At 48.0% G+C, this 22,531-nt stretch carries 41 protein-coding genes; 38 read left to right on the forward strand and 3 right to left on the reverse strand.

The annotated features are described in order from the left end of the window. Positions 1–217: 217 nt before the first annotated feature. On the reverse strand, positions 218–358 hold the full coding sequence (locus tag ACKI4H_RS03955) for a hypothetical protein (RefSeq protein ID WP_407303997.1): 141 nt from the start codon (positions 356–358) through the stop codon (positions 218–220). Between the two features lie 313 nt (positions 359–671). Here ACKI4H_RS03955 and ACKI4H_RS03960 point away from each other — a divergent pair, with 313 nt between their 5' ends. The 11 genes from ACKI4H_RS03960 (at position 672) to ACKI4H_RS04010 (ending at position 10,306) form a co-directional block, all read left to right on the forward strand. After that, positions 672–2,873: a hypothetical protein gene (locus tag ACKI4H_RS03960; RefSeq protein ID WP_407303998.1), complete on the forward strand. Its 2,202-nt coding sequence runs from the start codon at positions 672–674 to the stop codon at positions 2,871–2,873. Positions 2,874–2,996: 123 nt separating this feature from the next. Continuing rightward, positions 2,997–4,553, forward strand: coding sequence for a portal protein (locus tag ACKI4H_RS03965; RefSeq protein ID WP_407303999.1), 1,557 nt, complete (start codon positions 2,997–2,999; stop codon positions 4,551–4,553). 61 nt (positions 4,554–4,614) lie between these two features. Next, a complete protein-coding gene (locus ACKI4H_RS03970) occupies positions 4,615–5,289 on the forward strand; it encodes a GIY-YIG nuclease family protein (RefSeq protein WP_407304000.1) in 675 nt (224 codons plus the stop codon). Between the two features lie 32 nt (positions 5,290–5,321). Continuing rightward, positions 5,322–5,942: a hypothetical protein gene (locus ACKI4H_RS03975; protein ID WP_407304001.1), complete on the forward strand. Its 621-nt coding sequence runs from the start codon at positions 5,322–5,324 to the stop codon at positions 5,940–5,942. Then, complete coding sequence (locus ACKI4H_RS03980) at positions 5,942–6,256, forward strand: hypothetical protein (RefSeq protein ID WP_407304003.1); 315 nt, start codon at positions 5,942–5,944, stop codon at positions 6,254–6,256. The genes ACKI4H_RS03975 and ACKI4H_RS03980 overlap by 1 nt, the downstream gene beginning before the upstream one ends. Beyond that, positions 6,253–6,594, forward strand: coding sequence for a hypothetical protein (locus tag ACKI4H_RS03985; protein WP_407304004.1), 342 nt, complete (start codon positions 6,253–6,255; stop codon positions 6,592–6,594). The genes ACKI4H_RS03980 and ACKI4H_RS03985 overlap by 4 nt, the downstream gene beginning before the upstream one ends. Next, complete coding sequence (locus ACKI4H_RS03990; RefSeq protein ID WP_407304005.1) at positions 6,578–7,015, forward strand: hypothetical protein; 438 nt, start codon at positions 6,578–6,580, stop codon at positions 7,013–7,015. Before ACKI4H_RS03985 ends, ACKI4H_RS03990 begins: the two co-directional genes overlap by 17 nt. A 27-nt stretch (positions 7,016–7,042) precedes the next feature. Beyond that, on the forward strand, positions 7,043–7,213 hold the full coding sequence (locus ACKI4H_RS03995) for a hypothetical protein (RefSeq protein WP_407304006.1): 171 nt from the start codon (positions 7,043–7,045) through the stop codon (positions 7,211–7,213). Between the two features lie 171 nt (positions 7,214–7,384). After that, the gene (locus ACKI4H_RS04000) at positions 7,385–8,269 is read left to right on the forward strand and encodes a hypothetical protein (RefSeq protein ID WP_407304008.1); all 885 of its coding nucleotides are present in this window, start codon (positions 7,385–7,387) and stop codon (positions 8,267–8,269) included. Between the two features lie 24 nt (positions 8,270–8,293). Next, the gene (locus ACKI4H_RS04005; RefSeq protein WP_407304009.1) at positions 8,294–9,604 is read left to right on the forward strand and encodes a hypothetical protein; all 1,311 of its coding nucleotides are present in this window, start codon (positions 8,294–8,296) and stop codon (positions 9,602–9,604) included. Between the two features lie 138 nt (positions 9,605–9,742). Continuing rightward, positions 9,743–10,306, forward strand: a complete 564-nt coding sequence (locus ACKI4H_RS04010) for a hypothetical protein (RefSeq protein WP_407304010.1) — start codon at positions 9,743–9,745, stop codon at positions 10,304–10,306. A gap of 636 nt (positions 10,307–10,942) precedes the next feature. Here ACKI4H_RS04010 and ACKI4H_RS04015 read toward each other — a convergent pair. Beyond that, positions 10,943–11,197: a hypothetical protein gene (locus ACKI4H_RS04015; protein WP_407304011.1), complete on the reverse strand. Its 255-nt coding sequence runs from the start codon at positions 11,195–11,197 to the stop codon at positions 10,943–10,945. A gap of 333 nt (positions 11,198–11,530) precedes the next feature. On the opposite strand from ACKI4H_RS04015, the gene ACKI4H_RS04020 reads away from it, so the two are divergent. The 3 genes from ACKI4H_RS04020 (at position 11,531) to ACKI4H_RS04030 (ending at position 12,591) form a co-directional block, all read left to right on the forward strand. Continuing rightward, positions 11,531–11,785 carry a hypothetical protein gene (locus tag ACKI4H_RS04020; RefSeq protein WP_407304013.1) on the forward strand — a complete coding sequence of 85 codons (255 nt, stop codon included), beginning with the start codon at positions 11,531–11,533 and terminating at the stop codon, positions 11,783–11,785. 180 nt (positions 11,786–11,965) lie between these two features. Further along, positions 11,966–12,154 (forward strand): hypothetical protein, encoded by a 189-nt coding sequence (locus ACKI4H_RS04025; protein ID WP_407304014.1) that lies wholly within the window; start codon positions 11,966–11,968, stop codon positions 12,152–12,154. A 215-nt stretch (positions 12,155–12,369) separates the two neighbouring features. Then, positions 12,370–12,591: a hypothetical protein gene (locus tag ACKI4H_RS04030; protein ID WP_407304015.1), complete on the forward strand. Its 222-nt coding sequence runs from the start codon at positions 12,370–12,372 to the stop codon at positions 12,589–12,591. A gap of 107 nt (positions 12,592–12,698) precedes the next feature. On the opposite strand, the gene ACKI4H_RS04035 is transcribed toward ACKI4H_RS04030, so the two are convergent. Beyond that, positions 12,699–13,112: an HNH endonuclease gene (locus ACKI4H_RS04035; RefSeq protein WP_407304016.1), complete on the reverse strand. Its 414-nt coding sequence runs from the start codon at positions 13,110–13,112 to the stop codon at positions 12,699–12,701. Between the two features lie 110 nt (positions 13,113–13,222). Between ACKI4H_RS04035 and ACKI4H_RS04040 the strand changes: the two genes are divergently transcribed. From ACKI4H_RS04040 to ACKI4H_RS04155, 24 genes are all read left to right on the forward strand, one after another. Further along, positions 13,223–13,423, forward strand: coding sequence for a hypothetical protein (locus ACKI4H_RS04040; RefSeq protein WP_407304017.1), 201 nt, complete (start codon positions 13,223–13,225; stop codon positions 13,421–13,423). Next, a complete protein-coding gene (locus ACKI4H_RS04045) occupies positions 13,420–13,683 on the forward strand; it encodes a hypothetical protein (RefSeq protein WP_407304018.1) in 264 nt (87 codons plus the stop codon). Before ACKI4H_RS04040 ends, ACKI4H_RS04045 begins: the two co-directional genes overlap by 4 nt. An 88-nt stretch (positions 13,684–13,771) precedes the next feature. After that, a complete protein-coding gene (locus ACKI4H_RS04050; RefSeq protein ID WP_407304019.1) occupies positions 13,772–14,131 on the forward strand; it encodes a hypothetical protein in 360 nt (119 codons plus the stop codon). Positions 14,132–14,143: 12 nt separating this feature from the next. Beyond that, a complete protein-coding gene (locus ACKI4H_RS04055) occupies positions 14,144–14,566 on the forward strand; it encodes a hypothetical protein (protein WP_407304020.1) in 423 nt (140 codons plus the stop codon). A gap of 8 nt (positions 14,567–14,574) precedes the next feature. Then, positions 14,575–14,817, forward strand: a complete 243-nt coding sequence (locus tag ACKI4H_RS04060) for a hypothetical protein (RefSeq protein ID WP_407304021.1) — start codon at positions 14,575–14,577, stop codon at positions 14,815–14,817. Between the two features lie 87 nt (positions 14,818–14,904). Beyond that, positions 14,905–15,150, forward strand: a complete 246-nt coding sequence (locus ACKI4H_RS04065; protein ID WP_407304022.1) for a hypothetical protein — start codon at positions 14,905–14,907, stop codon at positions 15,148–15,150. 8 nt (positions 15,151–15,158) lie between these two features. Continuing rightward, positions 15,159–15,428 carry a hypothetical protein gene (locus tag ACKI4H_RS04070; protein ID WP_407304023.1) on the forward strand — a complete coding sequence of 90 codons (270 nt, stop codon included), beginning with the start codon at positions 15,159–15,161 and terminating at the stop codon, positions 15,426–15,428. Positions 15,429–15,459: 31 nt separating this feature from the next. After that, positions 15,460–15,636, forward strand: a complete 177-nt coding sequence (locus ACKI4H_RS04075) for a hypothetical protein (protein WP_407304024.1) — start codon at positions 15,460–15,462, stop codon at positions 15,634–15,636. An 82-nt stretch (positions 15,637–15,718) separates the two neighbouring features. After that, the gene (locus ACKI4H_RS04080) at positions 15,719–15,970 is read left to right on the forward strand and encodes a hypothetical protein (RefSeq protein ID WP_407304025.1); all 252 of its coding nucleotides are present in this window, start codon (positions 15,719–15,721) and stop codon (positions 15,968–15,970) included. A 111-nt stretch (positions 15,971–16,081) separates the two neighbouring features. Next, positions 16,082–16,246: a hypothetical protein gene (locus ACKI4H_RS04085; RefSeq protein WP_407304026.1), complete on the forward strand. Its 165-nt coding sequence runs from the start codon at positions 16,082–16,084 to the stop codon at positions 16,244–16,246. Position 16,247: 1 nt separating this feature from the next. Then, positions 16,248–16,493 carry a hypothetical protein gene (locus tag ACKI4H_RS04090; RefSeq protein ID WP_407304027.1) on the forward strand — a complete coding sequence of 82 codons (246 nt, stop codon included), beginning with the start codon at positions 16,248–16,250 and terminating at the stop codon, positions 16,491–16,493. Beyond that, on the forward strand, positions 16,493–16,837 hold the full coding sequence (locus ACKI4H_RS04095) for a hypothetical protein (protein WP_407304028.1): 345 nt from the start codon (positions 16,493–16,495) through the stop codon (positions 16,835–16,837). The genes ACKI4H_RS04090 and ACKI4H_RS04095 overlap by 1 nt, the downstream gene beginning before the upstream one ends. Before the next feature lie 56 nt (positions 16,838–16,893). Continuing rightward, positions 16,894–17,073, forward strand: a complete 180-nt coding sequence (locus ACKI4H_RS04100) for a hypothetical protein (RefSeq protein ID WP_407304029.1) — start codon at positions 16,894–16,896, stop codon at positions 17,071–17,073. A 454-nt stretch (positions 17,074–17,527) separates the two neighbouring features. Further along, a complete protein-coding gene (locus ACKI4H_RS04105) occupies positions 17,528–17,929 on the forward strand; it encodes a hypothetical protein (protein ID WP_407304030.1) in 402 nt (133 codons plus the stop codon). A 337-nt stretch (positions 17,930–18,266) separates the two neighbouring features. After that, positions 18,267–18,500 carry a hypothetical protein gene (locus ACKI4H_RS04110; protein ID WP_407304031.1) on the forward strand — a complete coding sequence of 78 codons (234 nt, stop codon included), beginning with the start codon at positions 18,267–18,269 and terminating at the stop codon, positions 18,498–18,500. 12 nt (positions 18,501–18,512) lie between these two features. Beyond that, the gene (locus ACKI4H_RS04115; RefSeq protein ID WP_407304032.1) at positions 18,513–18,758 is read left to right on the forward strand and encodes a DUF4031 domain-containing protein; all 246 of its coding nucleotides are present in this window, start codon (positions 18,513–18,515) and stop codon (positions 18,756–18,758) included. Continuing rightward, on the forward strand, positions 18,730–19,068 hold the full coding sequence (locus tag ACKI4H_RS04120; protein ID WP_407304033.1) for a hypothetical protein: 339 nt from the start codon (positions 18,730–18,732) through the stop codon (positions 19,066–19,068). The genes ACKI4H_RS04115 and ACKI4H_RS04120 overlap by 29 nt, the downstream gene beginning before the upstream one ends. Then, positions 19,068–19,568 (forward strand): hypothetical protein, encoded by a 501-nt coding sequence (locus tag ACKI4H_RS04125; RefSeq protein ID WP_407304035.1) that lies wholly within the window; start codon positions 19,068–19,070, stop codon positions 19,566–19,568. The genes ACKI4H_RS04120 and ACKI4H_RS04125 overlap by 1 nt, the downstream gene beginning before the upstream one ends. Next, complete coding sequence (locus tag ACKI4H_RS04130; RefSeq protein WP_407304036.1) at positions 19,565–19,771, forward strand: hypothetical protein; 207 nt, start codon at positions 19,565–19,567, stop codon at positions 19,769–19,771. The genes ACKI4H_RS04125 and ACKI4H_RS04130 overlap by 4 nt, the downstream gene beginning before the upstream one ends. A gap of 83 nt (positions 19,772–19,854) precedes the next feature. Next, positions 19,855–20,010, forward strand: coding sequence for a hypothetical protein (locus tag ACKI4H_RS04135; protein ID WP_407304037.1), 156 nt, complete (start codon positions 19,855–19,857; stop codon positions 20,008–20,010). 65 nt (positions 20,011–20,075) lie between these two features. Further along, entirely contained in the window at positions 20,076–20,552 is a 477-nt protein-coding gene (locus tag ACKI4H_RS04140) for a hypothetical protein (RefSeq protein ID WP_407304038.1), read from the forward strand. A gap of 67 nt (positions 20,553–20,619) precedes the next feature. Continuing rightward, entirely contained in the window at positions 20,620–21,129 is a 510-nt protein-coding gene (locus ACKI4H_RS04145) for a nucleoside triphosphate pyrophosphohydrolase family protein (RefSeq protein WP_407304039.1), read from the forward strand. Continuing rightward, the gene (locus ACKI4H_RS04150) at positions 21,129–21,872 is read left to right on the forward strand and encodes an HNH endonuclease signature motif containing protein (protein WP_407304040.1); all 744 of its coding nucleotides are present in this window, start codon (positions 21,129–21,131) and stop codon (positions 21,870–21,872) included. Before ACKI4H_RS04145 ends, ACKI4H_RS04150 begins: the two co-directional genes overlap by 1 nt. Continuing rightward, positions 21,872–22,513, forward strand: a complete 642-nt coding sequence (locus ACKI4H_RS04155) for an SIMPL domain-containing protein (protein WP_407304041.1) — start codon at positions 21,872–21,874, stop codon at positions 22,511–22,513. Before ACKI4H_RS04150 ends, ACKI4H_RS04155 begins: the two co-directional genes overlap by 1 nt. Positions 22,514–22,531: the final 18 nt, after the last annotated feature.

The following is a 22,531-nucleotide window of genomic DNA, read 5'->3' on the forward strand; positions in this document are numbered from 1 at the left end:
GCCATGTCGTTCTGTGAGCCAAGGAGTTGATAATATGCCTTGTCTTCCTAAGACCGCTTGGCCTCCGACTTGGTGGTGGTGGTTTAGCTGGTGCCCTCGGAGGTCTAATTGGCAGAGCTAATTATGCTGCACTTGCCATTGGATTTGTTCTGAAGGAACTAAGCGGTGCAATAGGCCCATTAATCAAGGACATTCTACTGCTTCATTCTGTTGGTCTTCAAGCATCTTCAGCACTTGGTGGGATGTACATTGATGCCGCTCGCTTCGGGATGTCACTTGAAGAATACACTAAAGTTGTAGTAGATTCTAGTGTCGCGGTGTCTCGTGCAAGTTCAATGGCTGATTTTAGCCAGAGCATAAAAGACACTCGTGCACAGCTTGCTGGTCTCGGCATATTTGGAGAAGCTGCAACAAAACTTGCTGCGTCTCTTGCAACATCTGCTACAACGTTAGGCGTTCCTCAGGGTCAATTAGCAAATGCCACTACTGAGCAGATTAAAACGTTTGAACATCTTCGTAAGACGTCTTTATTAACTGCGGAAGGATTCCAACAACTTACTACCGAACTTGCAAGTAGTCAAGAGGTTCAGTCACAGCTTCTGGGCATGTCATCACTTGAAAGATCTGCTCGCTTTAATGAACTAACCCAAATTCGTTCTATCGGTCTTGAGATGGGCTCGACTGCCCAAGCGTCTGATGCTTTAGGAAAGGCCTTAATTGCTCAACGAGATTTAACGGTCCCAAAAAGATTTGAAGCACGTTCACGTATTCTTCAGGCAGGTGCTGCATTAGGCCAAGACTCAGGGCGAACTGCTGAGCTGGCAAACTTAGCTTTAAAGCGTAACCGCTCTGTTGATGAAAACCGTCGTTTTACCCAGCTAGGATCTGAGCTTGAAGCGCTGCGCCAGCAGGGGATTAATGATGAGGGAAATTTTGGTAGACAAAATGTTGCTGAATTGATTGGCGATGGTCTACAGTCAGCCGGTGTATTTCAAGCCTTTCAAGCAGCAGGAAATGCGACGCTAACTACTGAATCAGGCCAAGCTGGTGTTAATAAGGACTTTGCCCAAGGGGCAAGTAATCTGCTAAAGGCGACAGGGGCGCTGAATGATTGGGCAACGGGCATAGGAAAGAACGCAATTGTTTCAGCACTTGGATCAGCTGTTGGTTCTGCAATTGCGACGCTTGGGCTAGGGCGAATCATTGGCGGTCTCGGAACAATTATTAGCAGAAGGGGTGGTGGACCTCGTCCATCTCCACGTGGTGGGCCTCGTCCATCCCCACTTGATTTAGCAGGCGGTGGTCCACCGCGTCCACCTGGTGGTGGCAGAGGCGCGGTGAGAGCGGTGATTGACACTCTTCGCGGCGGCTATCAAGCCATGACACAAATGCTATCATGGGGTAATATTACAAACGGAATACGTTCAGTTGCAAGCGGAATAAAAAACGCATCAAGATTTATTTGGGATGGAGTCAGAACCTCATTCGGATTTGTTCAAAATATTGCACGTGTCGCGGGTGGCTTTGGAAGGACCTTGCTTGGAGGGTTGACTAGCGCAATAGGTGGGGCATTTGGTTCACTTCGAAGCTTGATTCCTACAATAACCAATGGGGTGAAGGGTTTCTTTTCAGGCACCCTATCTAATGCTTTTACTAGTGCGCTAAACTTTGTTAGCAGAGGCGGGCTTCGTGTTGTGGGTGGAATCTTAGCAAAGGGTCTTGGGACTATTTTCCGTGGAGCTTTTGCTGTCCTTGGTGGCACGGGTGTCATTAGCGCCATCTTTGGTGGCGTTATGGAAATATTTACAGGAAACTTAAACAGCGCCTTAAATGATACAGCAAACTCTTCTTGGTTTGGAAATGGAATTTCAGGTTTTGCTGACAAGCTTTTTGGTAAAGTCACTGGTATTATAGGAGCAATTATTCATGGGTTCTTTACCGGTTTCACAGATATCGGTGACCTTATTATTGGGGCGTGGAACCTCACGATGGGAAACCTGTTTAGTGGATTGCGAATCAACCTTGGCGCAACGCTGACAAACTTCTTTGATAGAGCATGGGCGGGAATGATGGTCATGTTCAAGGAAACTGAACTGAAAATTGCTAAGTTCTTTCACCTTGATAGTTGGGCCGAAAGTCTTCAACGAGATATTAATGTTGCAAATAAATCAATTGACGCATTAAGGGCCGATGGCAGCAAGTCCTTAACAGACATTGGTTCAGATAATCAAAAGCTTATAGCTGAGCAGAAAGACGCAGCTAAGAAGACAAAAGAAAATGTTTCTGCAGCCACTAAAAACGTGCAAGCTTCTGCTGGAGTTATTACTGATACGCAGGACTTGACGGCTAAGCTGTTAAGTCAGGCTGTTGGCATTCGAAGCGCTCAATCACAGGTGACCACAGATAAAACACCCGTAAATGGGCAGCAAAGCTTAGATCGAGCTGGGGCAGGTAAGCCTGCCCCAGCAACAGTAACACCTGTGCCAACACCACCAACACCATCACCAACAGTGGTGTCAGTGCCAACACCAACGCCATCACCACCAACACTGGTGTCAGTGCCAACACCAGTGATTGCAATGCCAGGTCAAACTACAAGATCTGGTATCACCGATCCTGCAGTAAATATCCCTACAGATGCTGCTGTAGCGCCACCAACTCCCGCTGGTGCTCTACCACCAGCACCAGGAATTCCAGGAACGACGCCAACAGATGCTTTGATTGCACAAGTAGCCGCTATGAACAATCTGCTTCAGCAAATTCTTACTGCTGAACAAGCTCAAGCTGCTGGTATTGATAATCTTAGCCGTGCTGCTGGACGGCCAACGTTCTCAGACAATGAAACAATGTTTAGGCTCTTTAATAGAGCATAATGGAGAAATAAAATTTCCCAGCTACAAAATTATTGGCGGATAATTACCCCAGCATCGAGAAAACAACTGTACACCACTTTGTCAGTTGATGCATATGATCCTCGCACTACGGACATGTCGTCAATGACATCAGTGCAATGGTATTCACAGGTTCTTCGTGGTCTTGGAAGCCGTCAGGCGTCTTACAAACAATATGACGCGATGGACGCTGACATCGACATCGCACGTTCACTTGACATTATTGCTGAAGAGATGTCAGGTAAGGATGAGAAGACTGACCTTCCATTTGAGATCGTTTACCAAAAGGAAGACAATCAAGACGTAAGTGATACGACAGCAGTCACTCTGCGCCAGGCTGTTCGCCAATGGTCAAACACTCAGGAGTTTAATAAGCGTATCTTCTCAATAGCACGCTGCATGGTCAAGTATGGTGACTGTTTCTTTCGAAAGTTTTCTGACACCAAGAAGTGGACATATGTGGACCCTGCGCTAATTCATGGGATTGAAGTTGATCAGCTGGGTAACAAAGTAGCATTTCATATCAAAAAACCTGGCAACAACATGAATTATGGTATGAAGAACGAGACGCTTGAGATCGTTCCAGCGGCTGCGATGATTCACTTCACTCTATCAGATGATATGGGTGACTCAGCGCCATTCGGCAATTCAACGTTAAAGCCAATCCATCGCGTTTATCGGCAACTTGCCATGCTCGAAGATGCAGTCATTATCTACCGCATTGTTCGTGCCCCTGAGCGCCGTGTCTTCTATGTCGATGTTGGCAATATGCCGCCTCAGCGTGTCAAGCAATACTTAGAGCAGGTCAAGAATGAGATGCGCCAGAAACGCTCACCAGGCACCAGCGGTGGCAAGGAGATCGTTGATGGTCACTACGACGCCACCTCGATCCAAGAAGACATGTTCTTCCCAGTAACTGCAGCAGGTCGTGGCTCACGGGTTGAGACCCTACCTGGTGGTACGGAAGATTTTGGTACAGGTCTAATCAAACTGTTTCAAGACAAAATCTTCCGAGGTCTTCGTATTCCAACTTCTTATATGGGCGGAACTGATGGTGCTGGTGCACAGTACAACGACGGTAAGGTCGGTATTGCGTACATTGAGGAACTGCGCTTTGCGCAGTTCATTCGTCGTCTGCAAGACCGCCTTGATGAAATCTTTGATGCTGAATTCAAAGTCTACCTGAAGGTTGTTGGTCTAAAGATCGACGATGAGATCTTCAAGATCAAGCTTCCTGACCCAGCCAACTTTGCTCTGTACCGCCAAGCTGCACTTGACGCTGATCTGATTGGTTCATACAATAATATTGCAGCAGAGAAGACTCTGTCACGTCGCTTTATCCTCAAGCGCTACCTTGGCCTGACTGATGATGAGCTACAGATGAACGAGGTCATGCTCAAAGAAGAGCGCGGCATCCAAGAGAACGCGAATATTCCACCACTTCAACAGATGTATGACCCTGCGGTCTATGATAACCGTGAAGCTCTCACAGTTGATGTTGCACCTGCTGGGGATTCTGGTGGAGGAGATATGGGAGACAGTGGAGGCGGCGATGAGGGTGGGTTCTTTACAGGTGGTGGCGGTGATGATGCTGGAACCGATGCAGCAGAGGAGCCTGAAGAGGCTCCAGCAGCTGAAACTCCACCTCCAGTCGCAGCATAAGACCTGAGCTTAATCACCCTGAGGATTGTATAAATACTTCTTTACAATCCTCAGGGTCCTTATGTTCCACTACATTTATAAAACTACAAACCTTATCAACGGTAAGGTATATTTTGGTAAACACAGTACTAAAAATTTAGATGATGGTTACCTCGGCAGTGGTAAATTGCTAAAAATTGCAATTCAAAAGTATCGTAAAGAAAACTTTAAACGCGAAATTTTATCATTTCATAAATGTGAAGTTTCTCTAAATGATGCCGAACGACAGATGATTACCTCAGAATTGATAAATGATCCACAATGTTATAATCTTGCAACTGGTGGCGAGGGTGGAATGATATTAAAAAATATCACACCTTCTGAACTTGCGTATCGAGCAGCAGCTACATTGCAATCTAATCCAGAAAAATTAGCACAGAGAAATAAAAAGATTGGAATTAAGCAAAAAGAACATCTTGCTAAAAACCCATCTGCAAATGATGCTCGTCTTAAAAAGATGAATGACGCGTGCAGAGGTAGTAAGAAAGAAACTAACATTGGCATTCAAAAGCAGATTGCAAATCGTCGACAAGCTCATGTAACTAAAATGAATGCGATTATGATGGAGATGCAAAAGCATGATTGGCAACAGAAGAATCCAAAAGCCCTAATTGAATTGCTTGGAATTTCTGGAAGTACATTTGGCAGAATGCGTCAGAAATTGAAAAACGGTGAAACATTGTGGGATACTCAATAAATATCACAAATCCCTAACAAAGGAAGAACACAATGAAACAACAAATTCTCTCAGAACATCTAAATCCGGTACAATCTGCTTTGCGTGAGATGCGTACTGCATCTGGCGATTTATACCTCAATGGTATCATGATGCAAGCTGCCCTCAAAAATGGCAACGGCCGAGTTTATCCTCTTGAAGAAATTAGCAAAGCGGTTGAAGAAGCTGGAAAGCGCATTAAAGAAGGTCACTATATTTTGGGGGAACTGAATCACCCAGATGTTCTGTCGATTAACCTTGCCAACGTTTCGCACGCCATCACTGAAGTTCGCATGGACGGTAACAATGCAATCGGCAAGATGAAGCTCCTCAACACCCCATCAGGTAACATTGCCAAGGGTCTGATCGAAGGCGGTGTCCGTCTCGGCGTTTCCTCGCGTGGTACCGGTAACGTCAACGAATCAGGTGAGGTCTCGGACTTCGCCTTCGTTACAGTTGACATCGTGTCGCAGCCTTCTGCACCAAACGCCTATCCTGATGTTGTACAAGAGGCAATGAACAACAACAAGGTTATGACTCTGGCTGAGGCAATGGTTCACGATCCAAAAGCTCAGGGCTACTTCAAGAAAGAAATGAAGGCATTCCTTGAGGCGCTGACCAAAGGAAAGAAATAATGCTCACTCTCAATGAAGCCCTCAAGATCGCTGGTCTCCCTGTCAAAGAAGCAGAAGATTCCGTTGAAGATATTTTCGATCGCCTTGTTCGTTCCGGTGATGACGGAGCCGGCGAAATTAGCAATGATGAAAAATCAATGCTCATAAGCGAAATCAACAAAAAGCTGAAAGCTGGTTGGACAGGTACTGAAATTTATTTGTACATGCGCTGGATGGAATATTTTGAGACAGAAATGAGCGAAGAAAAATGTCTCAAGAAAATGGCTGATATGAAGGCGAAAGTAGAAGCCAGACTTGCCGGTGAAAAGAAATGAATCTCAATGAAGCATTGAAATATGCCGGGCTTTCAATGCCTGGCAACTTCGACAAACTCCTGGAAGCATCCAAGCTAAACATGTCCAAGGCGGCCGTCGTCAAGCTCGCATCTGGTGATGCCGGCGTTGAGCTTCAAGGCGAGGTGTTTGGTATCAAGAACGACAATCCAATCGTTGCGTTCATGCTCGAAGCGATGGGCGTTCCTATGGATGGCCTTGCAATCAAGATTCGTTCTGGCTTCATGCAATATGATGAACGTTCAAGATGCTCTTCATCGCCCGTTATAAGAGCGACCTGCCAAATAAACGATCGGAGAAATAATGTTCACACTAAATGAAGCGCTCAAGATCGCTGGCCTCCCACAAAAAACCGTGGATGAAAAAGCAAAGTCGATTCAGGAAGCCAAGCTGGCTGTAGGGCTCTCCCTCAACGAGGATTTTGATCCACAGCGCACTCAGCGAGAAGCGCAAGCTCTCATGAAGGCGCTCAAGGATCAGTTCAATGTTCCTGTTGAGAGCCAGACAAATAAGGACGGTTCTATCAGCATCACCGTCAACAATGGTCAAGGCGCATCAGAAACCGAGGGCAACAACCCACACGTTGTTACTCCGAAGAATCTTAGCAAGGCAATTGATGCTAAGTTCCGTGAGTTCCGCCAAAAGGGTTGGTTCTTCAGCCAACCTGTTCGCAACGAATTTTTCGATCGGTGTGAAATGAATCTGAATCGTGAGAAATCACTCCCCGCGATTGATAAATAATCGCATCAATCACCAAGAGGAGAAGATATGGATCACTCAGAACAGCTCAAGTCAATGCTTCAAGACATCATCAACGATCGCAGCGAACAGGCCCACGCCACGATGCACGACTACTTTGTAAGCAAGACCCGTGAAGTAGCTGGTCTTAGTGCACCTACCGTCGATGTCACGGATGATGATGATTTCGACGACGAGTAAGTAAACAAAAGCGGCAAAATGCTTGGATTTTTGCCGCTTTTTTCATGCATCCCTCTATATAATAGATGATGCACCCGAGTTCATGATGTGGAATGCTACATCACCTCACAAATTCCAAGTAGCATGTTTTATCGAACATGTGATACCCATCAACCAACAAAGGAGAAACGCATGGACGAAATTCTGAATAAGTTGCTTCAGTCCGAGCTCCTCAGCGAAGAAACAAAAGCTGAAATCTCCGAGCAATGGACCGCGTCCGTTGAAGCTTTCAAAACGCAAGTGCGTGAGGAAGTTTCCGGTGAAGTGCGTTCAGAGCTCGCTGAGCAGTGGATTACCGAACGCGACGAACTCATCACGAAGGTTGATGGATTTGTGGCCGAGGCACTGACCAAAGAGATCGAGGAACTCAAGGGAGACATCGAACGCTTCCGTGACCTCGAAGCAGAGTACGCAGAGAAGCTGGTCGAAGAGAAACACAAACTGGCAGAGGAAGTTGCTGCTGAGCTCGACGGACTTGTCGACAAGATTGATGCATTCTTTGAAATGCGTTTGTCGGCTGAAATGGAAGAACTCAAGGAAGACCTCGAAGTCGTGAAGCAAAATGACTTCGGCCGCAAGATGTTTGAAGCTTTTGCTTCCACCTACGCGAAACACTACGTGGATGAAGATGCTGTGCAGTCAAAGCTTGTTGTGGCTGAAAGCAAGCTACAAGATGCAGAAGCTGAACTTGCACGTCTTGAAGAAGACCGCAACAACATGATCCGCGAAGCGAAGATGGAACAAATTCTTTCGCCGCTTACCGGAAAGAAACGTGAACAGATGGCAATGGTCCTCAAGAATGTTGACACTTCACGTCTTGAAGAAAGCTATAAGTTCTTTATCGGTCGTATTCTGAAGGAAGATGAGCAGCCAGCAACACCGGCTTCGAAACCTCTGAATGAAAACCGCCAAGCCCCGACCCCAAATAAGGTGGTCACAGGTGAACCACCAGCAGCAGCATTGAAGCCAGTTGAAAACCAACTTGCTGAAATGAAACGCCTCGCAGGTCTTAAGTAATCTGCCAAACATTAGGAGAAAATAATGCAATTGATTGAAAACTGGGTAGACACCAAAGAGGCACTGCTCGAAGGCCTCACTGGTTCTAAGCGTAACATCGTCGCAACGCTGATGGAAAATCAGAAAAAGCTGCTTGAAACTGCACCTGCAAATGCAGTAGTTTCTGCAGACGTTGCTACCTTCCAAAAGATCATGATCCCGATGATCCGTCGTATCATCCCTGGCACCATCGGTGGTGAACTTGTTGGTGTTCAACCAATGACCGGTCCAACTGGTCTAATCTACACGATGCGTTTTGCTTTTGCAGAACGTGCTGATGCACCAGGCACCCTGCACGACATCAATCCAGGCGATGAAGCGTTCATCTATAATGGTAAGATGAAGCGTTTCTACTCGACCGCTGCCGCTGGAACGGGCACGACTGACCTAGAAGGCGGTCGCCCAGGCGATGGCCAGCCAGTCACCTACCCACCACAGCTCGCATCATCGATGACCGACGGTTTTGCCGCTCGCACCGAAGATTATGAAGGCTACGGTGGTCGTTCGATGCGTCTCTCCATGATGAAGCAGTCGGTAACCGTTGGTTCCCGTAAGCTTCAGGCTCGTTGGACCATGGAAGCAGCTCAGGACATGAACGCAACCCACGGTATCGACATCGAGTCGGAACTGACTGCAGCACTGGCAGCAACCATCGCTCACGAAATTGATAACGAAATCCTGACCGACCTGCTGGCTCTGGCTTCGACCACAGCAACGTTCGACTTCGCAGCACCGAACCCAGGCTACAACCCAACCTACATCGGCGATCGTTACGCAGAACTCGGCGTGCTGATCAACAAGATGGCAAACGAAATTGGTGCTCGCACCAAGCGCGGTCCAGGTAACTGGATGGTTGGTGGTCACCTTATCACCTCGATCCTCCAGTCAGGTTCCCGCTCGGTCTTCGCACCAGCGATCCAAGGTAACTTCGCTGACCCAACCGGTAACCGCATGGTTGGTACCCTGAACGGCTCGATCCGTGTGTTCACCTACAACTGGGGTCTGAACGACAACTACGACCTGCTCGCTGGCGCAAATAACGCTGCAGGCGCAAACGGTGAAGACATCCTGATGGGTTACAAAGGCGGTGCATCGGAACTGGACAGCGGTTACTTCTACTGCCCATACATCCCGCTGATGTCAACCGGCGTTGTGATGGACGCGAACACCTTCATGCCGGCAGTTTCACTGAGCACGCGTTATGGTAAAGCTACCTTCACTAACCAGCAGACGAGCTTCGGCAATTCGGCTGATTACTACGCCCGAATCTTGGTCAAGAACGTGGCATTCAGCTAAATTTCCTTAGGGAAATACATAAGAGGCTAGGTTTACTAGCCCATAAGGGACCTCAATTGAGGTCCCTTTTATTTTGCCCGGGGCTTATAATGAGCTATGGTTAAATTTAGAGACAGAGTTTGTATTGAATGTGGAGCAGTGGAGTACAATACTGCAACACGATCTGATACTTGTGCAAAATGCTACACTAAAGCAAAATCGAAAAAGAAACGATTATCAGAACAGAAATTTATTGAAAGCTTTGGATACAGCAATGTTCACCAGGTTGGGTATAACAAATTTGGCAAACCTGAATGGGGATTTACCCATGAATGTGGAACTGAACAAGTTTGGGCTTTCAATAACTTTCTCAGTATGTCACGGATTGGTACACCTTGCTCTACATGCGGTGGTAAGAGAAGAATGGCGAAAGCCATGGATGGATATCTGGCGAAGTATGGGATAACTCCTGAGCAGCTCGCTGATCTTGAACGCTACACGAAGAAGGTTCGAGGGTTGACAGGCAAGACTTACAAGCTTTACGAAAAAGAAATCAATCCTCTTAGGTTAAAACGTGGTCAAGGTCCAGATGATTATCATCTTGATCACATCATGCCGATCATTCAAGGATTCAAAGAGAACCTTGCTCCAGAGTTTGTGGCTCGCAAGGAAAACCTGCAGATGCTTTCTGCATTTGATAACTTAAGTAAAGGCAGAAAATGACAGATGAAGAGCTTGTCAGCCTGAAAGCAGATGCTGAGCGATATAGATGGCTCAGGGAACAGTATTATGCACCATGGTGGGCAACCTCAAACAGGATGCCACACATTGACCAATACCCAGATCAAGACCATGATCTGATAAAATATCTTCAGATCAAGAATGTTGGGCTAGATGCTGCCATTGATTTTGCACGTAAAAACCCGAGGACGAATTGAAAACACAAATCTCTCTCGCTCGTACCTGGTACAATGAAGGTTGGGCCGACAAAGGAAGACTAGATGATTGACGGCGAGCTCGGCATTTTCATCTTCATCAGTGGAGTCCTTGTAGGATATTTCATGAAGCTAATCTGGCGATGGATAAAGCATGAGGCCAATCGCCCAACAAACTCACTCGGCCCTGGCTGATGAGAACCCTGATCCGCCTGTACAAGTGGTTCAAGGACCGTAAGACGGGTTTTTACGTCGGGGTCTATGATTGCGAGCTCGACACTTGGGTTAAAGCCTACAGCATTGGAGGCGATAGGTACCTAGTGACACAGGGAAATTGGGAGCTGAAGCTGAGCAGCCCCACGGGGTATCAAGCCTGTTTAGAGGGAACAAAATGGTTCAATTCTCTCAATGATACTTTCAGCGTTCACTTTATTAAGGACAACAAATGATCTGTACTTCCCCATGCTTTCCAAAGTGCACGCACGAAGCAACGACTGAGCTCCTCTCCCTCACGGGTGGACATCTCGGCTTCAATTGCGATCTGCACATCACCCCGCTCCGGTTCGAGAAGACTGTCGTGAACGGTAACACGCTCAACCCAGAGTACAAGAAGGTCGCGCTGAAATGCCTTGAAGCGCGATGCCAGGCAGAAGATACCCACTGCAACGGTGCGTGTCATGGTGCTTCTGGTAATCTTCGCTATCGTGGTAGCTGTGATTTATGAAAGGATGTAAAATGGGCCTGAAACAAATCGGTAGCTACATCGTAGCGAAGTACGACAAGCTTAGCGACGCAGTACAATGTATTAGTCCTCGGCTGGTGCGCAATACTGGCGGTGCTCTTCTTGGTCGTCCTGTGCGCAGTTCTCCCATGGATCGCCATGCTCTTCGGCGTCGCGGTTGTGCTCGCCATGTTGACGCTTCTCGCCTACATCATTGGCGAGGCGCTGAAGCTCCCATGAACGGACTCCCTACGATGCACAAGCTATGCGAACAAATTTAAAGGAGCTGAAATGAACCAAAAAACCATCATCATTTATGATCAATGCGGCTTGATGCCAGTGGAGTTTTATGTGCTTGACGGCGACTACAGGCATTTGAATGGTATCTATGGCAACCATTCTAAACAAAGTAAGAAGCTGACTGATGAGCTGTGTGACTTGTTTTACGATGAAGAGGGTGAATCGCTCTTGACCCCTGTGGAAACCTTCCCGGTTGATGAAGTAAAGAATGGCGCTTTTGTCATTGTTGCTGGGTTCTTACCATAAAACCTGCACACAAAAAGGCGGAACTGAAAACACCATCATATGAGCAGTGGCGCGCTCGATAAAACGTTGACAATAAGCGTGAAGGCGCAATAGAATGAGTGAAACTGAGATTAGCATTTTGATCTTTATTGCATTTGCCGGCGGAATGCTGGTGGGATATTTTATTGGAAGAGACAAGAAATGATTCTACAACTTGCAGAAAATCACGGTTACTCCAAGCTCGGTCTCCACCTGTTCGGTGACTGGATCGGGAAGGACCTGACCTTCGAGCAATTCGCGGCGCTTGGCAACATCGTCGAGATGTGGATCATGCACAAAGAGGACGCCGAGCCGAACACGATCTACGTTGCCCACCCAGGAGCCTATTGATGAAATGCACAGAAACGCGGTGCCAAGCAGGTGTCACCCACTGCAATGGAGCCTGTCACGGGGTGTACCCCGATGGTACACCGTTGCCAATAGAAGAACTGGATGACCTTGAAGGAGTCGAGGGACTGGATGACCTTGAAGGAGTCGAGGGACTTACTGAGTTCAATCCTCTTGACTACCTTAGAACTGAGGCTGCAATTGCCGCCTACGAGTCGGTGGTCCACGATGACGACACACCTGAATGGATCGAGCACAAGCGTCAGGTCGTGACTGAAGCTCGTGCACGTCTTCGAAGGTCTGAGCGCGCTGAGTTTGAAACATGGGCGAAAGAAAACCTCGGCCAAGGTTATCCATTAACCATGGATGAAGGTGTCTACGAAAATGTAGTGACCCGTTGGGCATTTATTGCCTGGAAAGCTGGGCGGAGCCGGCGATGAAGGTTGGAAACGATCTCAACGTGATGCAGGTTAAGAAGACCCTTCAGAGCTGCTTTTTGAAAACGAAGTGGACTTATTGAGAACCACCTGTCGCATGGACATTGACGCTAGTTTAAGGGCTTTGTTTTTCTGGCGAGAGCACGTTGCGTAGCTTCAGCGGATGTCTTTGCCTTGTGACAAGGTTTGCAGAGAGTCTGCAGATTTTCTAACGTCCAGTACTTCATCTCACCATTCGCCTCGATGAGTGGGGTGATGTGGTCCATGTCCCAACCATTTGCGCCTTTTCTATCGCACTGCTTCCCACAGCTGCGACATTTTCCATGGTCTCTTTTCCATACCGCTTGACGGGTGGTAGAGGCGTGGAAGAGCAGCTCATACTCCTCATAGCATTCCTTGTGCCAGTGTGCCTTTGACGCCCGACCTGTTCTAGTTGGGCCAATCTTCTCATTACACCAGCGGCAGGTTCCCTCAGAAACTTCATCGAACCAGGCTGGTTTTGGTGGGGTGCGGTGATTATCCATTCAGTATTTATGACCTTTAAATATTTCATTCAGCTTATAATAGGAACTTAAATGCGCCTTTACACAACCTCCTTTAGAACGTTCCTTGCCACATATTGAAAAGGTTTCAAATGAATGCAGAACTGAACGAAGTGTTGACTGAGAACGCTCGTCTTGAGCATTTTTTACTGCAGCTTCAACAACAGATGTCATTAGATGAATGGTGCGCGGTCTTGCGGCGTGACATCGTTGCCCAACAACTGAGACGACAGAACGAACTGCAGGCGTTGATACGCCATGCAACACAGATCATTGAGGCAAGAAAATTATGAAGATTCAATCACGACCTGCCCCCATCGAGGAACGCCAGTTGACAGCAGATGATGTCAAGACCATAATGATGGACACCATTAAGAGGTTTTACCTTTCCTTGGACGAACCTGCTATCATAGTTGGTCTGCTGAGCGGGCTGTACGCGTTGAAGAAGATCGGTGCGTGGTGCATGGCCCACGACTCTGTTAACCGTGTGATCGAGATCGATCTTCAGCTCAATGGTGAAACGACGAAATCGAAAATTGTTTTCAACTACTAGAAAGTGACAGGCGCTTTTCATAGAAAAAGTTGTGTACATTTCTGTGATTTGATGGTATAATTACTCTATCAAATCAAGGAGAGCGATCATGAAAACTTACGAAACTTTTGAGAATGTCGGTGTTTTGTATATGTTTCGTCAGGCAAGCTTGCCTTTCTTCCACATGGGTTCATACCCCGTCTACAAGATGGAGAATGGAAAAGTGGTTCATGATCGCTCCGAGAAGACCCAAAAGTTCCAGAAAGAAATGCGCGAGCTCTGCGAACTGATGACGCAGGTTTCCTCCCGCGTCGAACGCAACATGAAGGTCCCCGCAACGTGGATGAAAAAACTTCGCGTTGAAGGTCTCGCTGCGGTCCTCGTGGCAAAAGAGCACAAGAGCACCTTCACGGAATGGGCCGAAAACTACGAACGCACCCTCCGTTTCCTTGCAACCTACACCGCATAAGGAGTATAGCAGATGAACACTGCATACAAGATCACGATCGGGCGTGCCACCCATCACACTGATGCTACGTTCCGGGCCTTCTACGCCAAATGCATCTCGCGCATCATCGATGCAAAGCCCGATGCATTGCCAGACAACCTTCGCCGGACGCTGGGTAACATCAAAGACGCAACCCGGCTTGTTGATGTGCGCAGCTTCGCTAACCTCGGCCTGGCTTTTCTGGACGTGGGCCACTATAATGGGCTTCCGTACTACAACACCGACGATACCTTTTGGGTGCTCGACGGCATGAACGACTGGTTTCTGCGGTTCTACGCGGACGAGCCGGCCACCTTCTCCATTGAACATCGCTACAACGATGCTCATGCTGTCGAAGCCATCAACAAGTGGGTCTGCTACCGTCTCGGCGGCAAGATCGAAGTCATTACCCGCTGAGGCCCATCATGACCAAGGAAGAAATTGCGAAGGCCATCAAGGAAGCCTTCGAGGAGGGCTACCACAACTATGAAACTCCGTGCAACGCGTACAACTGCGTTGAGGACGCGTGGGAGAAGAGCGAGGCAAAGGTGGTTCACGACCGTCTGTTAAACGTCAAGCCGCCCTTCACCACCTGCTTCGACTGCAACACTCGTGATTCCTGCTCGAGCGAAGGTGAGTGCTGGAAAGTGGTCCTCGGCGCGCGCTAAATTACGCCCATCCTAGGGGAACCTCAGTAACGGGGTTCCCCTTTTTCGTTTACTGGCTTATAATGGTACTCACTATAGGAGCCTGACATGCGACCAACAACCATCGATACCACACTCGTCATTGGCACGAGCAGCACCACGATCAAGGATGTCTACCTTCTCGTAGTTCCAGACTACGGTGAAAAGCTGACCATCGACGGCAAGGAGTACCGCGTCAAGACTCGGCACTTTCACTTGAAGGAAATTCGTGAAGGTTCGTTGTCGTACGGCTACACTCAAACGTGCACGCTCTTCTTGACCGATCCAACCGAGCCAGTCAACCTGAACTGCTAAGGACCATCATGAAACTTCATTCGCGTCCAGCCACGCCGGCTGAACCAACCACCATGACTCTTGAAGAGATCACCGACTTCATCAGGGATGGCATCAAGATCTTTTACGACCTGGACGAGAAGAAATACGTCGCGTGCGGAATGATGCGCGCCCTCCAGGTGCAGGGGAAAATTCACGGATACGCGACATTTATTAGGACCTTTCCGAAGCGGACCATCATGATCGACCTCATGCTGACGTGCAAAAGCCCTGTCGACTCGATTGAAGTGGAAGCATAATGAGCTTCACCACTTCGTTAAAGGAAATATCATGCGTTACCTAACAATCGTGCTGAAGGTCCCGAACGACTACACGCCGGCGGAAATTCACCACCCGTACTTCTCGGCTGCAAGCTGGAGCCACGCACTCGATGACCGTGATCGGCACAAGCGTGAGCTTGACGACCTGAAGGCGACTCTTCCTCAAGGAGACATCGATGAAACCTAACATTCTCAAGGGAGTCGGTAAGATCAATGGTGATGGCTGGAAGGACACGACTGTCAAGGGGGAGGTCATTTTCGTCTGGGACATGCCACTGCCAAGCCCACCGTACAAAGCTGGTCAGTATCCGCGGATTGGTTATTTCGGTTGGTCTGCAAGCACTGAACAGTATGACTTCACTCCTGCGACAGAAGAAGAGATTCAAAAGCATGCCCCGCGTGAGCTGACAGTGCACGATCACTTCGACGCCCCGATGGATCCAGAATCTATAGATGGCCAAGACACTCTCCGCAAAATGGCGCACTATATCGAGACAGGAGAGCTGCCCGATGCACCCTAGTCTTCCACCCAATTCCTGGGCTATCACTGACACTCGGCAGGACCCACTTGACACCTCCTGGTTGAAGAGCAGATTGGCAAAAAGCTTTGGGACGCCTACGATGGCGCGATCTTGGTTTCCAGGAATCGAATTCATACATGGGAAGCACAGCTTGATGGTCTCTTGATTGTTGAAGATGCAACTGTCTTTTCCTGGCTTGACCGTGCATCGAAGTCAAGTGATCCCGCCGTGCATGATGCAGCGAACATTCTGAAGAATTACTATCAAGGAGCCTAAAGTGAGCACAATCAAGAAATGGGAAGAGCGTCAGGCAGAGTCCAAAGAAGAATTTATGGAGATGCCGTTGCACGCGAAGCACTTCATGGAACGTGAGATCGCTGATCAGCGTGCTCGCGATGTTCAAATGCAGGCGCTGATCAAGGAACTCGACCAATACTCTGCATGCATGAGCTACAACGACAGCTACTTCGGCGAGCCTCCAGGCCATATCAAGAAAATCGTACGTCAGATGGTGAAGCTCTGATGCCAAACCGCCCACACTCAAAATGGACTAAGGTCTACTTCGGTGCCGATGTCGAGAAGGACAAGCCTTGGTACATCCGTTTCGTACCTGACTTCGTCGATCTTGAAGCGGCCGGTTTCAGTCACGGCCTGAGCATCAGCGGAAATTTCTTCGCGACAAGGGAAGCAGCAGAGAAGGCCGCGAACCTCTATGACAAGTTCTTTGACGCTGTTGCAAAGGAAATCATCGCTGACGCGCCGAAGGCATACTGCAAGGCATGCCAATCTGCGGGCATGTCGAACTGCGGAAACTTCGATGAGTGCGGTGGACCAGCCTGCGTCACCTGTCACCGAACGCTGCCATGAAATTCAGAATCTACCGACATAATTCCTTCTGGAATGAGGATTTTCCAGAAGACATCATGGAATTCAAAGACGCCAAGACCGCGTGGCAGTACTGCCATGATAAATCGAAGTCAGGTGGTTATGGGTATTTTGCTAAGCCGCTTGAGGAAGAGATTAAGGAGAAGCTGAGCAAAGAGAAAGCCCTTCGCGCCCAGCTTGATGAGATTGAGGACTTAAAGAAAGGCATCATCAGATGAGATTGAAGATCTTAAGAAAGGGACATCAAATGAAAAGCTTTATCACTGTCACCAGCGGAAGCTCAGGGTACTTCGCGGTATGATATGGTGGAACGATGAGGACCCAAGGTTTGGGTTCTGGGAACCGTATGACACCGGCTTTGGACGGTACGCTGCCATCGAGAAAGCTGAGCAGGAGGCGAAGGAGTGGGCGATGGATGAAGGGCTGCGCTACCTTGCACCAGGAGAGAAGATTCCACAACATGATCAGTGAGCGAATACGGTGCCTGTTCGGAAGGCACGAGGATAAATTCATCCGAAACATCTACGGGGACGAGATCAACCTTGTAGGTGGAAGAAGTTTATGGAGATGTGGGCACTGCGGTAAGAAGCAATATAGAAATTTCCTGTTTAAAAAGGTGTATACCCTCGATAATTCGTGCTATAATAGCTCTATCTAAACAAGGAGTACATCATGAACTACGCAGAATACAAGAACAAGCTCACGCACCCAAGCAAGCAGGACTTCACCGTCACCCACTTCTACTACCAAGGCAAGAACGTGGGAACCTGCCACACCGCATCCGAAATTGCGACTCTTCGCGGACGCTATCCTACGGCTGTGACCGAGAAGATCGTCGATCCGCATGGTTACCAAGCTGCAGCAAAAGCGTACGACGACGAAAGCAAGGCGCTCCGCGAGCAGTTCATCGTCGACCTCTTCAACGAATACAATGTCGAAGATAACGCCTTCACCCGCAAGCTGTACAAGATCGCGTATGAGCAAGGTCACTCGAACGGTTTCTCCGACATTGTAGCAGCTTTCAGCGACTTCTACGAGCTCGACAAGCTTGCTCGTGAAACCTACGGGAACTAAGCCCCATGAGCCACCATAAATTGCGATCATAGCAATTTAAGGTGGCGCTTGCTCTCGCCATCATCAGGCTGAAGAAGGTTGCAAGGAGTTCCTCGCGAAATTCTGCTGCGTTCACGACCCGAACGCGCGCCAGACAATGGACTCATGCTGTAAAAAGTAGTGTACATCTAGATAGGGTTGTGGTATAATAACTCTATCGAAACCAACAAGGAAACTACATCATGGGTATCTATGTCTATGCTCTCAAGACTAAAATTAACACGATCTCGGACGTGACCCTTGGTGTAGCGGAGTACGCTACAAAGAATCGTGGAGTGATGAAGACCTCAATCTGAAGATGTACAATCGCTTCGCGAAGCGCCGCGTTAAGCACTTCGAGAACAACAAGCTTCCGTTCTTCTTCGTCATGAAGATGATCGACAGCCCTGACTTCTACGAAGGGCAACTCGTCTTCGCGCAGCAAGATGAGAAAGGCCGGACCATCGGAGCGTGCTTCGACGATGGTGTCAAGAAAAATAAAGTAGGAACTATGACCAAGAAAGGTCGTAGCTGGAGCATCAACTGGGATTAAAAGGCAACGCTTATGAGATTCGTCTGCGACAATGCACGACACCTAGTTTGTGTTCCTTACAGCATCGAGAACCTCCACGCAATGGCCGTGGAGCTTGGTATCAAGCGGTGTTGGTTCCATGCAGGTGACAAACCTCACTATGATATCCCAAAGAAGAGGATCGTTGAAATCAGTGAGAAATGCGAAGTGGTTTCATCGCAGGAAATTTTGAAAATTATAAAGGGAAATAATGAAAGCACAGGAGAAATTGTTCAATGACCTGATCGTGCAGATGCGCAAAATTAGCGAAATGGATTTTGAAGGCACCGCTAACTTGCAATTTCTTGGGCATTTTCACCGGGAAATGGTTAGCCGTGGCACGTCAAACGAAACCGCTGAAATCATCTGCTCACGCATGCAGCTCAATTTGCCAAATGATACGATTGCTGATGAAAAGCTGGCAGAAATGGCTCAAGTCTACGCGATCATTATGGTGAAGGCAAGACACGCTTTAGTTAAAGTGGGATTTAAGAATCCAACTGAGTTCCTCGCTAATGCTGCCTCAAACCTTACCTTAAAGCTCGAATAATGAAAACCGCCAACTTCCCCCGTGACATCATTACTGGCCGGGCAGGCTTCTCGTTCCCCTTCGAGGTCACTGAAAGTGACTGGCTGATCTCGATCTGCAGCCGACGCGACGAGAACGCACCTGTCGAGAAACCCTTCGCGCGAATCCTGTTCATGAAGTTTGACGACGTTGCAGGACACGTCGAGGGCCGCATCACCCCAGCTGAGGCGCGCGAAGTGGCTCAATTTATCATCGAGGCGCGCGAAGCCCAGAAGAACGTGTGGGTGAACTGTCAAGCCGGTATTTGCCGCAGCGGTGCGATCGCATCCTTGTTGGTGGACCTCGGGTGGGAGTACGCAGATTCGACCTTGTCGCCAGGTCAGATTCCAAACCACTTTGTCTATGACTCAATCCGCAAGCACTTCCCGGAACTGAAGCAGTCTTGGGATAACGCTGACATCATCCTTCCAGATTCGGGTTCAGACCCACGCATCTGGCTTCCTGCAAAGGACTGGAAATGAAACGACACGTCATGTACATCTCGTACGACGATCAAACGTTCGTCGACAAGTTCGAGTGTGCGCGTCACGAGCTGAAGAGCCAGCCGGCGTTGCTCGAGAAGCTGAATGAGAAACTGGCGCCTCATCACATCTCGATGCAAGGGAACTGGTGCGGTGGTGACCCAGATGAACGTCCCTGCGCGAAGCCATCCTGGAGTTCCTGACAGGTTGAAGCATGTCAATAAGAGTGTACAATTCCACCCAATAGTGTATAATAAGTCTATCGAAACTTAATACGGAACCCAAAATGAAATCTTGGCATATCGTGGTTATGAATGGTTTCAAACAAGTGGAAGAATTCGAACGCTTCAGCGCAAAGGAATCGAAGGAACTCTTCGATGAACTAAGAGCGAAGTACAAGGAATCGCATCCGCACTACGCCGTCAAACGCGAGTGGTACTAAGCGACAATAAAAAGCCCGATCATTTCAATGATCGGGCTTTTTTCGTTTGCGTGTTACAATGGGATATGAACTTTGACCCTACAGAAATCCTCTACCTCACCGCTGAGGCGTGGGGTGGAACCTTTCCACATCAGTGGACACCGTCCGACAAAGGGAAAGCCATTGACTGGTTCATCAAGAACATTTTTGGTGGCGCTGGAAAGCAATATGACCCATACGATCTGAAGCTTCAGATAGACAGCTGCAGCTTTCATGAGATAAAGAGCGGCACACGCAAGTGGATCGGCCTCTCACCAAATGAGAAAGAGCATGCTGAAGCAGAGCTCGCAAAGGGCAATGATACCCTCATTTGGTACTTCGAGCAGCTTGAGGAACGCGATGAATTTCGGTTTTTCGCCATCGCCCGCTTCAGCCGTATTCAGAACTTCTTTTTTCCTTCCAACTATGACACCTCGATGGTGAAGCGTGGTGAGCAATGGGTTCAAGAGAATACACCTTCAATCAACAAATACACGCTGCGTGACCACGGTGAGGTCGTATAACGGGCGGTGAATGTGTTAAAATATAACTCATACTCTCCTTAACCGTAACAACCGTTTGGAGAGATAAATGGGACAACCCGCACAGCCAGAAACTTTTGCACAGCTTGGTGCAATGACTTTTAACACGGTGTCAGAAAACGTGAACGCACCATCAGTGGACTGGGTGAAAGATATTGCCGAGATGCACACTAAGTTCGGTGTCAACCCGGTGATCCGTACCCTGGAACCTGGGCAACTCCAGTCATTCCTGGAATTCCGAATCGACTTCCTTCAAGAGGAGTTAGATGAAATGCGTGCGGCTCTACACGATCCAGAGTTCAAGAAGAACCGTGCCGACGAAGTCGTCGACGCGCTGATTGACCTCTGTGTCGTGGCAATCGGTACCCTCGATGCCTTTGATGTCAATGCTCACGAGGCATGGCGTCGCGTTCACGAGAAGAACATGCAGAAGAACCCTGGCATCAACCCAACTCGTATTAATCCTTTGGGACTTCCAGATTTGATCAAGCCACAAAACTGGCAACCACCTAGCCATATTGACAATGTTGGTTTGCTCTCGAAAGTGTTTGAGAAGTAATGAATTATAGAAATGTTTACGAGGCGTTAGTAGCTTCTGCTTTATCACAAGATCGAAGCAAAAGCTCTATAGTTTATTTGGAAGAACATCATATCATACCAAAGTGTTTAGGCGGGTTAGATATTCCAGAAAATTTAGTATTGTTAACTCCTCGTGAACATTTTATTGCACATGTTTTACCTTGGAAAGACAACCCAATCAGAAAACTTTGTGATCCAATTTTATTTTTCAAGAAAAAGGATGGAAAAATAGCTACTTCAAAATTATATGAAATGGCAAGAAGAGCCCATATAGATGAAATGAGAAATAATAATCCATCTCTTTCATTATCAGAAGCTTCAAGATTGTCAAAAAGCATTAAGTTATCTGAATACGCAAAGAATAGAAAACCATCCCATAATAAGAAAATTTCTGAAGCAAACACTGGAGCTCAGTCAAGATTAAACGCTATACTTAGTGCTGAAACAAAAACAAAAATTGGTTCATCTTTAGATGAATATTTTTCTCAAAATGATGTGTCTAAAGAGACAAAGCAGAAAATAACAGATGGTCTCAATGAATATTATAGAAATAATAAAGTTTCAAATGAAATTAAACAGAATCTTACATTAAAAGCTTTAGCAAGACAAAAATGGGCGTGTCCGTTCTGTAGTAAAATGTATGATGGTGGAAATTTAACCCAACACATACGTCGAAAGCACGATTGGTCTGATGAACAGATCAAAACTTTAAAGGTATTCTAATGGAAAATAAATCCTCAATTCAAATCACGGGCGTCGCTATTCGAGAGATGGCGAACGACGTCCTCGCTCTGACGTTCGCCACGAATGCAGCAGGCAAGGATCCAATCGAGGTGCAGAATGAACTGCGTGAAGCAGTGAAGGCCGCGCTTGAGATCATCGCGCCATTCGTCAAGCCTGGCGAGGTCGATGTCGAGACCGACGCATTCCATGTCGAGCCGGCCTACGAGCACAAAAACGGTAAGGCCAAGATGAACGGCTATGCCGGCTCCGCCGGCATCACCGTTAAGGGCACCGACACCGCGACCATCTCTGGCCTGGCAAGCAAGGTCACCACGATGGTGGTCTGCAGTTCCAATAACAGTCTAAGCCGTAAGGTTCGCCAAAGCATCGAGGCCGAGTTGACGCAAGAAGCCATCAAGGACTTCCGTGAGAAGGCAAATGCAGCAATCGCTGGCTTCGATCTCGCTGCCTGGAAGATCGGCGACGTCTCGATTCGCCTCTCGTCCAACGGTCGCTCGATGGGCAAGGTCATGTCTCTGAGCGCGTCAGCTGCCATGGAGTCGGCGCCGCCGCCGATGTCGGTCGAAGGCGGGAAGTCAGAAATCACCGTCAATGTCTCCGGTTCGGTGATCGTGGAGTAACGAATTGTCGGGCATCAT

This window comes from Acinetobacter sp. (assembly GCF_045628685.1).
Classification (GTDB): Bacteria; Pseudomonadota; Gammaproteobacteria; order Pseudomonadales; family Moraxellaceae; genus Acinetobacter.